The organism is Pseudomonas sp. B19(2017) (genome assembly GCF_002113165.1).
GTDB lineage: Bacteria > Pseudomonadota > Gammaproteobacteria > Pseudomonadales > Pseudomonadaceae > Aquipseudomonas.
In genome coordinates this window covers 20,136-32,599 of sequence record NZ_NEJR01000006.1, presented here as the reverse complement: position 1 = coordinate 32,599, position 12,464 = coordinate 20,136, and the positions used below count along the sequence as shown (strand labels likewise).

Below are 12,464 nucleotides of genomic sequence, written 5' to 3'. Positions count from 1 at the left end.
AACATCCCACACAACCCCAACAAAATCAGGGATGGTCGTCAGCGCTCATTGCATTCGCGTTGAGTTCAGCGCCAGTCAACTCCTGCTGTTGTCATCACCCGGTTCGCCTGCGGCATGCTCACCGCGGTCATCACCCGGTTCGCCACCCATAGGGTCACCACGATCATCACCAGGCTCACCACCAACGTGATTGCCGTGGTCATCGCCAGGCTCACCGCCAACATGATTGCCATGATCGTCCCCGGGCTCACCGCCAACGTGATTACCGTGATCGTCACCGGGCTCACCGCCAACGTGATTACCGTGATCGTCCCCAGGCTCACCGCCAACGTGATTGCCATGATCATCACCCGCTTCAGCGTGGTTGCCGCTGCGCCCAGAGTTCGAGGCACCATCATGACCGCGCCCACTGTTACCGGCGTGGCCACCTCCATCTCCGCCAGCACCGTGGCCACCGCCTTCACCACCGTGGCCGCCACCACCGCCGCCGTGACCACCGCCACCACCACCATGACCGCCACCACCGCCGCCGTGACCACCGCCACCACCACCATGGCCGCCACCGCCACCACCATGACCACCGCCGCCGCCACCATGACCGCCACCACCTCCACCACCTCCACCACCGCCACCACCATCCTTGGCGTAGGCACTGGAGCCATTGGATATCGAATCAGGGACCAGAACGATGGAAGTCGACAGCACGCCAGCAACCGCGGCCGCCAATAGCGCCTTTTTGAACAACATAGGGATATGCATGTTTCGTCTCCAGGTCATCGCCATGAGAAACGCCAAATCAAGCCGGAAATTCTGGGTTCAGCTTTTGCTTATTATTGCGTGGGATTTTTTCCCACGTACAAGTAATAGTCTTCCACACCCCGAGGTTCAAGCACCGCGCGGAAAAGCCGACCGGTGGTTGGCCTGCTATGTTTGCCTTATCGTCACGGAGGAACACCGACATGCATGCGGTACTGACGCTGCAAACCCCGCGCTTGAGTGACTACGACGAACTGGTACAGGTATGGGAGGATTCGGTACGCGCCACCCACGACTTCTTGCCGGATGGCTATATCGTCTTGCTACGCGAACAGGTGCTGCGTCGCTACCTCGATGCCGTGATGCTGATCTGCTGCAAGGATCGCCAACGCATCTGCGGCTTCGCCGGGGTCGCCAACGGGCGCGTTGACATGCTGTTCGTCGCACCTGCCTACCGGGGCCAAGGGGTCGGCAAGCGCCTGCTGCACCATGCAATCGACGAGTTGAATGCCGAGCGCCTGGACGTCAACGAACAGAACCCGCAAGCCTTGGGCTTCTATCTGCATGAAGGCTTCGAGGTGATCGGCCGTTCGGAAACCGACGGCTTGGGGCAACCCTACCCGTTGCTGCACATGCGCCTGCGCAAAACGGCGTAAATGACACAGATTCCCAGCCCCTCTGCCGCGCGGGCAGGTACAATGCAGGTCTTTCCCTGCCTTTGCGAATTGCCGTCATGTCCGAACCCGTCCGCCTGTCCAAACGCCTTATCGAGCAGCTTGGCTGCTCTCGCCGCGAGGCCGAGCTGTATATCGAAGGCGGCTGGGTCACGGTCGATGGCGTGGTGGTCGAGCAGCCACAGTTCAAGGTCGAACAACAGCGCGTCGAACTGCTGCCAGGTGCCCGTGCCGAAACGCTGGAACCGGTAACCCTGCTGCTGAACCAGCCGGCCAGCGTGGACAGCGAAACCGCCCGCGCGAGCATGAACATGGGCACCCTCAGCGAAGCCCACCGCGAAGGTGTGCGCCCCCTGCACGGGCATTTTGCCCGGCAGGCCTGCGTGGCGCCGCTGGAGCGCGGTGCCAGCGGCCTGCAGGTTTTCACCCAGGACTGGCGGGTAACCCGCAAGATCGACGCCGACCTGCGCCGCCTGGAACAGGAGTTCATCGTTGAAGTGCGCGGCGAGACCACGCCCCAGGCGCTGGAACGCCTGGCACGCGGTGCCACCCGCAATGACCGCGAGCTGCCCAGGACCAAGGCCAGCTGGCAGAACGAGACCCACCTGCGCATGGTCCTGAAAAACCCGCAGCCGGGGCAGATTGCCGAGCTGTGCGCGTACCTGCGCCTGGAGCTGGTAGGCATGCGCCGCATTCGCCTGGGTGGTGTATCGATGGGCAAGCTGCCTTTGGGCCAATGGCGCTACCTGGCCACTACCGAACGTTTCTAAGCAATATGCTGCGCCCACCGGCGCGGCACCTGAACAGGATTCTGCAGCAATGAACCACAATGACGTCCTGCGTAGCCTGCGCTACATGCTCAAGGTGAATGACGCCAAGATGGTCGAGATCATCGGGCTATCCGGCCTCGACGTGCATCCCCTGGTGCTGGCCACCTACCTGAAGAAAGAAGACGAGGAAGGCTTCGTGCGTTGCCCGGAACGGGTCATGGCGCACTTTCTTGACGGCCTGGTCATCCACCGCCGCGGCAAGGACGACAGCCGCCCGCTGCAGCCGATCGAGCTGCCGGTGACGAACAACCTCATCCTCAAGAAGCTGCGGGTGGCCTTCGAGCTCAAGGAAGACGACCTGCATGCAATCCTCAAGTCGGTCAACTTCCCGGTCAGCAAGCCCGAACTCAGCGCGCTGTTCCGCAAGGCCGGCCACGACAACTACCGCCCGTGCGGCGACCAGTTGCTGCGCAACTTCCTCAAGGGCCTGACCTTGCGCGTGCGCGGCTGAGTGGCCATGCAGCATACGGTTACTCCGGTCGGCATTCTCCGCTCCTGTTTCAAGGAGAAATTCGCCATCCCGCGCCAGCCACAACTGGCGCCCGCCGCACGCGGCGTGCTCGAACTGCTGCCACCGTTCGACCAGGGGGATGCGGTCGAGGGCCTGGAGCAGGTCAGCCATATCTGGCTGCTGTTCCTGTTTCACCAGGCACTGGAAGACAAACCCCGCCTGAAGGTGCGGCCGCCGCGCCTGGGCGGCAACAAGAGCATGGGCGTGTTCGCCACCCGCGCCACTCACCGGCCCAATGGTATCGGCCAGTCGGTAGTGCGCCTGGAAGGCGTGGAGCCCGGGCGCCTGCTGCTGTCCGGGATAGACCTGCTCGATGGCACCCCCATACTGGACATCAAGCCGTATGTGCCATACGCCGACAGCATCGCTGGTGCCAGCAACCAGATGGCCAGCGAAGCACCTGTCGCGATCGCCGTGCAGTGGGGCGACAACGCCCTGCCCCAGGCCCGTGAACATGCGCTGCGCCTGGGTGAACCGTTGGTGGAACTGATCGAGCAATGCCTGGCGCAGGACCCCCGGCCGGCCTACCAGGTGCCGCCGGCCGAGCGGGTGTATGGGGTGAAGTTCTGGGATGTGCAAGTGCGTTGGCACTACCCGCAACCGGACGTGATCCGGGTGCTGGAGGTGGTGCTGGCCTGACCTCGACTCAGGCCTGTACGCGATCCCTTGTAGGAGCGGCCTTGTGTCGCGACAGGGCTGCGTAGCAGCCCCGGCAATCTTGCAGGGTGGCGGAAATCCTGGGGCCGCTACGCGCCCCGATCGCGACACAAGGCCGCTCCTACAAAGGGACCGCGCAGGCATGAAAAAGGCGACCTCCAGGGTCGCCTTTTTCTTTTCATCGCTCCGCTATCAGCGAGCCGGGCCTTCCGCCACGCCCAGGTCGTCGGTCGGACGGTTATCGACCAGCGGCGCACCACCGGAGGCCAGCTCCGATGCCAGCTTGTCGTTGTCCATTTCCTTTACCCACTTGGCCACGACCACGGTGGCAACGGCGTTGCCCACCAGGTTGGTCAGGGCGCGGGCTTCAGACATGAAGCGGTCGATGCCGAGGATCAGCGCCAGGCCGGCAACCGGCAGATGGCCAACCGCCGACAAGGTGGCAGCCAGCACGATGAAGCCCGAGCCGGTAACGCCGGCAGCACCTTTGGACGCCACCAGCAGCACCAGCAGCAAGGTGATCTGGTGAGTGATGTCCATGGTGGTGTCGGTGGCCTGGGCGATGAACACCGCAGCCATGGTCAGGTAGATCGAGGTGCCGTCAAGGTTGAACGAGTAACCGGTCGGGATGACCAGGCCCACTACCGACTTCTTCGCACCCAGGCGCTCCATCTTGGCCAGCATGCGTGGCAGGGCCGATTCCGAGGAGGAAGTACCCAGCACGATCAGCAGTTCTTCACGGATGTAGCGGATCAGCTTGAGGACACTGAAACCGTGGGCGCGGCAGATACCGCCCAGCACCACCAGCACGAACAGCAGGCAGGTGATGTAGAAGCAGGCCATCAGGTAGCCCAGTTGCACCAGCGAACCAACGCCGTACTGGCCGATGGTAAAGGCCATCGCACCAAAGGCACCGACCGGGGCCAGCTTCATGATCATGTTGATGATGTTGAACATGACGTGGGCGAAGCGGTCGATCATTTCCAGCACCGGCTTGCCGTAGCTGCCCAGGCGGTGCAGGGCGAAGCCGAACAGCACGGAGAACATCAGCACTTGCAGGATGTCGCCATTGGCGAAGGCGCCGACTACGGTGTTGGGGATGACGTTGAGCAGGAAGCCGACGGTGGTCTGCTGCGCGCCGGCGGCGGCATAGGCAGCCACGCTGCTGGCGTTCAGGGTGCTGACGTCGATGTGCATGCCAGCGCCCGGCTTGACCACGTTGACGACGACAAGACCGATGATCAGGGCAATGGTAGAGACGATTTCAAAGTACAGCAGCGCGTAGCCACCGGTCTTGCCGACCGACTTCATGCTCTGCATGCCGGCGATGCCGCTGACCACGGTGCAGAAGATGATCGGGGCGATGACCATCTTGATCAGTTTGACGAAGCCGTCACCCAAGGGTTTGAGGGCAACGCCCGTCTCCGGATAGAAGTGGCCGAGCAGGATACCGATGGTGATGGCGACCAACACCTGGACATACAGGGATTTGTACAGCGGCTGACGTGTCGTCATGGCTAATTTTCCTCAAGTGTGCCGGGTCACCCTTCCCAGGGCGATGGGGCACCTGAATCGCTAACCCTCCTGCACCCGGAGGGATTTGTCGTTGTGTTCGAGCTGCCTGGGCAGGCCTCTGCGAGGATCAATAGCAAGGGTGGTGCCAAAATGCCCACGAAGGGTGCAAGGGCCGTATTTGCAAGGGATAAACGCCCAACGACGGGGCGATTTGCTTGAGAAAGGCTGGCGGATTTCCGCCCGGTGGCGGGTTTTGTACAGGGGCATTGGCGGGAATCCGCCCATCGTGGTTTGCCTGTGCCGGCCTCTTCGCGGGTAAACCCGCTCCCACAGGAACCGCACAGGGCTCGAGTGCAGTGCGCCCCTGTCGGAGCGGGTTTACCCGCGAAGAGGCCGGCCAAGCCAGCAAATCACTCGAGGTTGAAGGTGATCCTGAACGCCGCGCCCCCCAGAGGAGAATCCCCCAGGCTCAACTCGGCGTCATAGCTGTCGACGATGTCCTTGACCACCGCCAGCCCGATCCCCTGCCCCGGATGCTGGCTGTCCAGCCGCTCCCCACGCTCCAGAATCCGCTCACGCTGGTCCACCGGTACCCCCGGGCCGTCGTCCTCGATGCACAAGGTCAACTGCCCAGGCGCCTGCTCCAGGCTCACACGCACCTGGCCCAGGCTCAGGCGGTAGGCGTTTTCCAGCAGGTTGCCCAGCAACTCCAGCAACGCGCCCTGCTCCATCGGCACCTGCGCCGACTCGGGCAGTTGCAGGCTCACCTCCACCCGCTTGTCCCGGTACACCTTGGCCAAGGTGCTGCACAGGCTGTCGAGCAACGGTCGCAGCAGCACGCTGTGGCGTACCAGGCCGCTCTTGCGCAGGCTGGCGCGTTGCAACTGATAGTCGATCTGCTGGCTCATGCGCTCGATCTGGCTCTGCAGCACGCGCGCCTGTTCGCGCTCGCCACTACGCTGCTGCAGGCTTTCCCCCACCCCCTGCAACACCGCCAGCGGCGTCTTCAGGCTGTGCGCCAGGTCATCGAGCGAATCGCGGTAGCGCTGACGCTGCTCGCGCTCGCTGCGCAACAGGCGGTTCAGCGAGCCGGTCAGGCGCAGCAGTTCACGCGGGTGTTCGCTACTCAGCCCATCCCGCGCGCCAGACTCTACGTCGTCCAGCTCCCGGCTAAGCCGGCGCAACGAACGCAGGCCCCAGGTCAGGCCGGCCCACAGCAGCACCAGCAGCACCAGCAAGGCCGCGCCAAAGCCCAGATAGAGCTTTTCGCGCAGGCCGTCGAGAGTGTGCTGGTACTCGCGCACCGGTTGCAGGGCAACGATGCTGTAGGCGGCGCTCTGGCCACCCAACAGCTTGATCTCGACGTCGTAGACGAAGAATTCTTCGCCATCGGCCTGCTGAATGCGGGCGAATTCGTTGCCGCGGCCGTCGTAGCGCGGGCGGTAGTTGATGTTCTGCGCGGCGGTGGCCCGCGACTGCCAGACCAGCGTGCCGTCGCGGTCGAAGATATAGCCGAGCAGCCCGGTGTACGGCAGGTTGTAACGCTCGTCCGGCAGCAGCGTCGGCATCTGCAGCTGGCCGTGCTCGATGCGTGCAGCGGAAATCAGCGTGGTCACATCCGAGGCCAGGCGTTGTTCGATCGACTCCTGCAGGGCCAGGCTGAAGGCCTTCTGCAATGCCGGCAGCAGCGCCAGCATGAACAGCAGCGCCAGCACCGCGGCCGCCAGCATCAGGCGCACCCGCAGCGAACGGATCATCGGCAGCGCTCGGTGAACAGGTAGCCCAGGCCGCGCACGGTGTCGATCGGTTTGAAGCCGTGCTCGCCCTCGAGCTTGCGCCGCAGGCGACCGACCAGCACTTCGATGACATTGGGGTCACGCTCCTCGTCCCCCGGATACAGCTGCTCCATCAGGCGGTCCTTGGCCACCACCTGCTGGTGATGGCGCATGAGGTATTCGAGGATGCGGTATTCGTAGGCGGTCAGGGCCAGGGGCTGCTCGTCCAGCGTTGCCTGCTTGCGGTTGAGGTCGAGCATCAGCGGGCCGGCGGCTATGGTCGACTGGGTGAACCCGCTGGAGCGACGCAACAGGGCGTTCAGGCGTGCCTCGAGCTCTTCGAACTGGAACGGCTTGACCAGGTAGTCGTCGGCGCCGGCGGCTAGGCCTTCGACCTTGTCTTGCCAGTTGCCGCGTGCGGTGAGGATGAGAATGGGGAAGGTCTTGTCCTGGCTGCGCAGGCGGGTGATCAGCTCCAGGCCGCTGATGCCAGGCAGGCCCAGGTCGATGATGGCCAGATCGAAGTGGTATTGCCCGGCCTGGTACAACGCCTCTTCGGCGTCGGCGACCGCCTCGACCACATGGCCGCTTTCGCCCAGGCGGGTGTAGAGGTGATGGCGAAGCAGGGCTTCGTCCTCGACCACCAGCAGTTTCATGTGCAGCTCCTTGTTTGCATTGCCTGTACCGGCCCTTTCGCGGCTAAAGCCGCTCCCACAGGTACTGCACAGGCTTCAAGTCCTTTGCGATCCCTGTGGGAGCGGCTTTAGCCGCGAAGAGGCCGGTACAGGATAACCCGGCTCGCCCGTCAGAACTTGTAGCTTGCAGCCAGGTAGGTCTGGGCGCTGCTGGTCAAGCGCAGGGTGCCATCCTTCGGCCCGCCGTGCGCACCCACTTCGGTGGCGGCATTGGTACGCAGGTAACGGTAGCCCAGTTCCACCGAAGCCTTGTCGGTAATGTCCTGAATCACGCCGGCCTGCAGGCCATACGCGTAACCGTAGTCGGTATCCCGGCTGGCGCCTGGCGAGTCCTGGGTCAGCTTGGTCACGCCCAGGCTGCCACCGCCGAACAGTTTGGTGGTATCGCCCACTGGCAGGAACAGGTCATAGCTGCCCAGCAGGTTTTCCTGGCGCAACTTCAGCCCGCTGTGGTCGCCCGATACATTGTCGTAAGTCATGTAGTAGCGGCCCTGGTCATTGATCTTGCCCACACGCACGCCCCAAGTGTCGTCCTTGCCGATGATGCCGTCGGCATTGAGGTGGTCGGTGTTGCGCTGCAGCAGGCCGGACTTGCGAACCTTGTCGCTGGTCTGGCCGTAGGTCAGGCTGGCGAAGTTGTCGTCGGCGGCCTGGGCGGTGGTGATGCCAGCGGCGCAGACGGCCATGGCGGCAAGCAGGGTATTGAAGGTTTTCATGGCGGGATACTCCGGTTGAGTGCGCTGTTGCGGTCTGGAAGCTAGAGTAAGCAGGGCACCCTGAACCGCGACTGAACCCTGGCTGAACCCTGGCTGAACGAACTGTTTGCAGAACTATTTGCAGAACTAGGAGTAGTGACCATGCGCGCCCTGCTGGCCTTGACCCTGATGTGCGGCGCCGCCCTCGCTCAAGCGGCGGTGCAAACTCGCGAAATTCCCTACCAGGACGCCGATGGCAACCGCCTGGTCGGCTACTACGCCTATGACGACGCCATCGAGGGCAAGCGCCCCGGCATTGTCGTGGTGCATGAATGGTGGGGGCTGAACGACTACGCCAAGCGTCGCGCCCGCGACCTCGCGGCGCTGGGCTACAACGCGCTGGCCATCGACATGTATGGCGACGGCAAGCAGACCGAACATCCCGCCGATGCCCAGGCGTTCATGGCCGAGGTGATGAAGGACCCGAAAGCTGCCGAGCGCCGCTTCGACGCCGGGCTTGAACTGCTGAAACTGCAGCCCAATACCAACAAGCACCAGCTGGGTGCGGTAGGCTACTGCTTCGGTGGCAAGGTGGTGCTGGATGCCGCGCGGCGCGGGGAGAAGCTGGATGGCGTGGTGAGCTTCCACGGCGCGCTGGCCACGCAGACCCCGGCAAAGCCTGGCGTGGTGCGGGCGGATATCCTGGTCGAACATGGTGCTGCGGACAGCATGGTTACCCCGCAGCAGGTAGCAGCGTTCAAGGCCGAAATGGATGCGGCTAAGGTCAACTACCAGTTCGTCAGCATCGACGGGGCCAAGCACGGGTTTACCAACCCGGACGCGGACCGCTTGAGCCATGGCGAGCATGGCGGGCCGGATATCGGCTACAACAAGGCAGCGGATGAAAGCTCCTGGGCGGACATGCAGGCGTTCTTCAAGAAGGTGTTCAAGTAAGCAACGCGAGGGGCCGCTTTGCGGCCCAATCGCCGGCAAGCCGGCTCCCACAAGGACCGCGCAAAACCTGAGACATACGCTGTACCTGTGGAAGCCGGCTTGCCGGCGATTGGGCTGCAAAGCAGCCCTCTGCAATCCCACCTCCCACACCACCGCCGCGGCTGGCACAATAGCCCCATGAACACACTCCCCGCCTGCTGCGCCCCGCTCCAGCACCACTGGCCCCTGCCCCGCCCATTACCCGGCGCGGTACTGGTCAGTTGCACCTTCGACCCCACCCGCCTGGTCCCCGACGACTTCCAGCGCGCCGGCGTCGTGCCAAGCGCCAGCCTGCAACGCTCGGTGGCCAAGCGCCAGGCCGAGTACCTGGCCGGCCGGGTATGCGCCCGCGCCGCGCTGCAGCGCCTGGACGGCCGTGACTACGTGCCCGGTACACACGAAGACCGCTCGCCCATCTGGCCCGCCGGCATTCATGGCTCGATCACCCACGGCAAAGGCTGGGCTGCTGCCGTGGTCGCCGCCGAAGGCAGTTGCCAGGGCCTGGGCCTGGATCAGGAAGCGCTGCTGGATGATCAACGCGCCGAGCGGCTGATGGGCGAAATCCTCACCCCGCCCGAGCTCGAGCGCCTGGACCGCCACCAGCTCGGCCTTGCAGTCACCCTGACCTTCTCGCTGAAGGAAAGCCTGTTCAAGACGCTCTACCCGCTGACCCGTCAGCGCTTCTACTTCGAGCACGCCGAAGTGCTGGACTGGTCCGCCGAAGGCCTGGCCCGCCTGCGCCTGCTCACCGACCTGTCGCCGCAGTGGCGGCATGGCGCCGAGCTGCAGGGCCAGTTCTGCCTGCAGGACGGCCACCTGCTCAGCCTGGTCAGCGTCTGACCGTCACAACGGTGCCTGCTGCCGTGGCCAGTTCAGGCTGAAGCAGGCACCACCCAGCGCGGCGCTGCGCCCCACCGTGGCCCGGCCCGCGTGCCAGTAGATGATCCGCCGCACGATCGACAGGCCCAGGCCATGCCCGCCCGAGGCGCGGGTGCGGCTGTCGTCGAGGCGGGTGAACGGTGTGAAGATACGGTCCCAGACACCCTCGGGGATCCCAGGCCCGTCATCCTCCACATCGATGCGGCAGCGTTGCTGCCCCAACTGGTAGCTCAGGCGCACCTCGGCCTCGGCATGGCGCATGGCATTGCCCACCAGGTTCTGCAGGGCCCGGTGCAGGTAGCGCGGTTCGGCCTCGACCCAGGCGCCTTCGCCATCGGCGCCCTGGCACTCACCCCGCACCACCCGTACCTCGGCACGCAGCGGCGCCAGCTCTTCGATCACCCGGTCGAGCAAGGCATCCAGGTCGACCCGCTCGAACTTCAGCGCCGGAGCGCCCTGCTCCAGGCGAGCGTAGGTCAGCATCTCGTCGACCAGCTTGTCGAGGTCCTGGATATCGCCGTCCATGCCCGCCAGGTGCTTGGCCCGAGCCAGCTCGGTGGGGGCATTTTCGATCATCTCCAGGCCAAAGCGCAGGCGTGCCACCGGCGTGCGCAGCTCATGGGAAACCGCCCGCACCAGCTCGCGCTGCATGGTCAGCGAGCGCTGCAGGTGCTCTGCCATGCCGTTGAAGGCCGCAGCCAGGCGCCCTACCGAGTCGGCATCGCCGGCCGGCACCCGGGTGTCCAGGCTGCCCTGGGCGATGCGCGTGGCGGCAATCTCCAGGCCCGACACACGCCGCTCCAGTTGGCGTACCAGCAGGTAGACCACCAGGCCGATCAGGCACAGGCCGAGAAAGGCGATCAGGATCAGCAACTGCGGCGGATACGGGTTGAGCTGGTACAGCGGGCCGATTTCCAGCACCCAGGGCGAGCCAGCCAGCCCGGCGAACACGCGGATCGAGTCACCATCCTTGCCCAGGGCCATGACCGTGTCGCCCTCCTCGACCCGGCGCCGCTGGTCATCGTCCAGGCTCACCCGCTCGATGCGCTGCAGAGCCACGCCAAAGCCGAAGCCCTTTTCTTTCTTGATCTGTGCCAGGCGCTGCTGCTGTTCGGTTACCGGGTAGCGCACCAGTTCGTCGGCCAACAGGTAGAGGGTGGCTCGCGCCAGTTGCTCGCTGATCTGCTTGATCTGCGCTACCAGCATCAGGTCTTCCTGGCCGACCTTGCGCAGCACCTGGGCTGCATGCGGGCCGGTCTTCTCGACCACCACCAGGCCGCGGTACAGGCGCGCCCGCTGGCCACCATCGAGGGTATGCGCGGTCATTGGCTGCAGCGCCAACGGCACGCCTAGCAGGCGCTCCCAGATCAGCAGCGAGCGCTTGCGTTCGGTGTCGTTCTGCAGCGCCAGGTTGTCGGCCATCAGGCTGAACGTACCCTGGGCCAGGCCCTCGCGATGCTGGGCGGCACGCACTTCGTTGACCAGGTGCAGGCTGAGCACCCCTAGCAGGGCCACCAGCACCAGCACGGCCAGCATGCCGCCATAGATGCGCAGGAAGATCGCGTTCTTCATGGGGCCTCGCCGACGAACAGGTAGCCCTTGCTGCGCAGGGTCTTGATCAACCTTGGCTGGAGCGGGTCGTCGCCGATCCTGGGGCGGATCCTGGAGATGCGTATGTCGATGGAGCGGTCCTGGCCGTCGTAGCCGACGCCACGTAGCGCCGTGAAGATCTGCTCGCGTGTCAGCACCCGGCCGGCATTGCTGGCCAGCAGCCAGAGCAGGTCGAACTCGGCACCGGTCAGCTCGATCAGCTGTTCACCCAGACGCGCCTCGCGCAGGCGATTGTCGATGCGCAGCGCGCCGAAGACCAGCTCCTGGCGCTTGCTGTCCGGTGCTTCGCTGCGGCGCAGCAGGGCCTGAACGTGCGCCAGCAGCAGGCGTGGGCGTACGGGTTTGCAGACGTAGTCGTCGGCCCCCAGGTCCAGGCCCTGGACCTGGTCGAGTTCATCGCTGCGGGCGGTCAGCATGAGGATCGGGCCGGGGTACTGGCCGCGCACCCGGCGGCAGATGCTCAAGCCGTCCTCGCCAGGCAGCATCAGGTCGAGAATGACCAGGTCGGGCTGGCTGTCGACGATGCGCCGCGCGGCGCGGGCGCCATCGCCCTCGACGCTGACTTCGTAGCCGTTGGCCTGGAGGTACTCGGCGGTGAGCTCGGCCAGGCGCTGGTCGTCTTCGACGATGAGGATGCGGGGTATTGGATGGTCCATGGCCTCTGCCTTTGCTTGTTGTTTTTCTGTGGCCTGTACCGGCCCTTTCGCGGGTGAACCCGCTCCCACAGGGACCGCGCCGCTTTCGAACCCTGCGCAGTACCTGTGGGAGCGGGTTTACCCGCGAAGAGGCCGGCACAGGCAACATAACCCTTTAACCCAAAAGCAACATCTCCTGTGGATACTACGGCTGCCAACCGGTACGGCCAACCTGCCA

13 protein-coding genes are annotated in these 12,464 nt (G+C 64.6%); 6 read left to right on the top strand and 7 right to left on the bottom strand.

Translation table 11 applies throughout. The features are described from left to right. Positions 1 to 75 precede the first annotated feature (75 nt). Positions 76 to 747, bottom strand: a complete 672-nt coding sequence (locus CAF70_RS27870) for a hypothetical protein (RefSeq protein ID WP_371915948.1) — start codon at positions 745 to 747, stop codon at positions 76 to 78. 212 nt (positions 748 to 959) lie between these two features. On the opposite strand from CAF70_RS27870, the gene CAF70_RS10835 reads away from it, so the two are divergent. The 4 genes from CAF70_RS10835 (at position 960) to tsaA (ending at position 3,410) form a co-directional block, all read left to right on the top strand. Then, positions 960 to 1,412: a GNAT family N-acetyltransferase gene (locus CAF70_RS10835; RefSeq protein ID WP_085622767.1), complete on the top strand. Its 453-nt coding sequence runs from the start codon at positions 960 to 962 to the stop codon at positions 1,410 to 1,412. 77 nt (positions 1,413 to 1,489) lie between these two features. Further along, on the top strand, positions 1,490 to 2,200 hold the full coding sequence (locus CAF70_RS10830; RefSeq protein ID WP_085622765.1) for an rRNA pseudouridine synthase: 711 nt from the start codon (positions 1,490 to 1,492) through the stop codon (positions 2,198 to 2,200). A gap of 49 nt (positions 2,201 to 2,249) precedes the next feature. Continuing rightward, positions 2,250 to 2,711, top strand: a complete 462-nt coding sequence (locus CAF70_RS10825) for a DUF1456 family protein (protein WP_085622763.1) — start codon at positions 2,250 to 2,252, stop codon at positions 2,709 to 2,711. A gap of 6 nt (positions 2,712 to 2,717) precedes the next feature. Beyond that, positions 2,718 to 3,410, top strand: a complete 693-nt coding sequence (tsaA, locus tag CAF70_RS10820) for a tRNA (N6-threonylcarbamoyladenosine(37)-N6)-methyltransferase TrmO (RefSeq protein WP_085622760.1) — start codon at positions 2,718 to 2,720, stop codon at positions 3,408 to 3,410. A 210-nt stretch (positions 3,411 to 3,620) separates the two neighbouring features. Here the strand turns inward: tsaA and CAF70_RS10815 are convergent, their stop codons facing one another. The 4 genes from CAF70_RS10815 to CAF70_RS10800 form a co-directional block, all read right to left on the bottom strand. Beyond that, positions 3,621 to 4,943, bottom strand: coding sequence for a dicarboxylate/amino acid:cation symporter (locus tag CAF70_RS10815; protein ID WP_085622758.1), 1,323 nt, complete (start codon positions 4,941 to 4,943; stop codon positions 3,621 to 3,623). A gap of 410 nt (positions 4,944 to 5,353) precedes the next feature. Then, the gene (locus CAF70_RS10810) at positions 5,354 to 6,700 is read right to left on the bottom strand and encodes an ATP-binding protein (protein WP_085622756.1); all 1,347 of its coding nucleotides are present in this window, start codon (positions 6,698 to 6,700) and stop codon (positions 5,354 to 5,356) included. Further along, entirely contained in the window at positions 6,697 to 7,374 is a 678-nt protein-coding gene (locus CAF70_RS10805; protein WP_085622753.1) for a response regulator, read from the bottom strand. Before CAF70_RS10805 ends, CAF70_RS10810 begins: the two co-directional genes overlap by 4 nt. Positions 7,375 to 7,523: 149 nt before the next feature. Next, positions 7,524 to 8,129 carry an outer membrane beta-barrel protein gene (locus tag CAF70_RS10800; protein WP_013973837.1) on the bottom strand — a complete coding sequence of 202 codons (606 nt, stop codon included), beginning with the start codon at positions 8,127 to 8,129 and terminating at the stop codon, positions 7,524 to 7,526. 141 nt (positions 8,130 to 8,270) lie between these two features. Between CAF70_RS10800 and CAF70_RS10795 the strand changes: the two genes are divergently transcribed. Then, complete coding sequence (locus CAF70_RS10795; protein WP_085622751.1) at positions 8,271 to 9,062, top strand: dienelactone hydrolase family protein; 792 nt, start codon at positions 8,271 to 8,273, stop codon at positions 9,060 to 9,062. A gap of 177 nt (positions 9,063 to 9,239) precedes the next feature. Continuing rightward, positions 9,240 to 9,941, top strand: coding sequence for a 4'-phosphopantetheinyl transferase (locus CAF70_RS10790; RefSeq protein WP_085623158.1), 702 nt, complete (start codon positions 9,240 to 9,242; stop codon positions 9,939 to 9,941). A 3-nt stretch (positions 9,942 to 9,944) separates the two neighbouring features. On the opposite strand, the gene CAF70_RS10785 is transcribed toward CAF70_RS10790, so the two are convergent. Both CAF70_RS10785 and CAF70_RS10780 read right to left on the bottom strand, forming a co-directional pair. Next, positions 9,945 to 11,552 (bottom strand): ATP-binding protein, encoded by a 1,608-nt coding sequence (locus tag CAF70_RS10785; protein WP_085622749.1) that lies wholly within the window; start codon positions 11,550 to 11,552, stop codon positions 9,945 to 9,947. Then, positions 11,549 to 12,247 carry a response regulator transcription factor gene (locus CAF70_RS10780; protein WP_085622747.1) on the bottom strand — a complete coding sequence of 233 codons (699 nt, stop codon included), beginning with the start codon at positions 12,245 to 12,247 and terminating at the stop codon, positions 11,549 to 11,551. The genes CAF70_RS10785 and CAF70_RS10780 overlap by 4 nt, the downstream gene beginning before the upstream one ends. Between the last annotated feature and the right edge of the window lie 217 nt (positions 12,248 to 12,464).

Coding starts and splice junctions, on each gene's coding strand:
- CAF70_RS10825 (WP_085622763.1), top strand. CDS start 2,250: ATGAACCACAATGACGTCCTGCGTAGCCTGCGCTACATGCTCAAGGTG.
- CAF70_RS10815 (WP_085622758.1), bottom strand. CDS start 4,943: ATGACGACACGTCAGCCGCTGTACAAATCCCTGTATGTCCAGGTGTTG.
- CAF70_RS10835 (WP_085622767.1), top strand. CDS start 960: ATGCATGCGGTACTGACGCTGCAAACCCCGCGCTTGAGTGACTACGAC.
- CAF70_RS10830 (WP_085622765.1), top strand. CDS start 1,490: ATGTCCGAACCCGTCCGCCTGTCCAAACGCCTTATCGAGCAGCTTGGC.
- tsaA (WP_085622760.1), top strand. CDS start 2,718: ATGCAGCATACGGTTACTCCGGTCGGCATTCTCCGCTCCTGTTTCAAG.
- CAF70_RS10795 (WP_085622751.1), top strand. CDS start 8,271: ATGCGCGCCCTGCTGGCCTTGACCCTGATGTGCGGCGCCGCCCTCGCT.
- CAF70_RS10780 (WP_085622747.1), bottom strand. CDS start 12,247: ATGGACCATCCAATACCCCGCATCCTCATCGTCGAAGACGACCAGCGC.
- CAF70_RS10800 (WP_013973837.1), bottom strand. CDS start 8,129: ATGAAAACCTTCAATACCCTGCTTGCCGCCATGGCCGTCTGCGCCGCT.
- CAF70_RS10790 (WP_085623158.1), top strand. CDS start 9,240: ATGAACACACTCCCCGCCTGCTGCGCCCCGCTCCAGCACCACTGGCCC.
- CAF70_RS10805 (WP_085622753.1), bottom strand. CDS start 7,374: ATGAAACTGCTGGTGGTCGAGGACGAAGCCCTGCTTCGCCATCACCTC.
- CAF70_RS10785 (WP_085622749.1), bottom strand. CDS start 11,552: ATGAAGAACGCGATCTTCCTGCGCATCTATGGCGGCATGCTGGCCGTG.
- CAF70_RS10810 (WP_085622756.1), bottom strand. CDS start 6,700: ATGATCCGTTCGCTGCGGGTGCGCCTGATGCTGGCGGCCGCGGTGCTG.
- CAF70_RS27870 (WP_371915948.1), bottom strand. CDS start 747: ATGTTGTTCAAAAAGGCGCTATTGGCGGCCGCGGTTGCTGGCGTGCTG.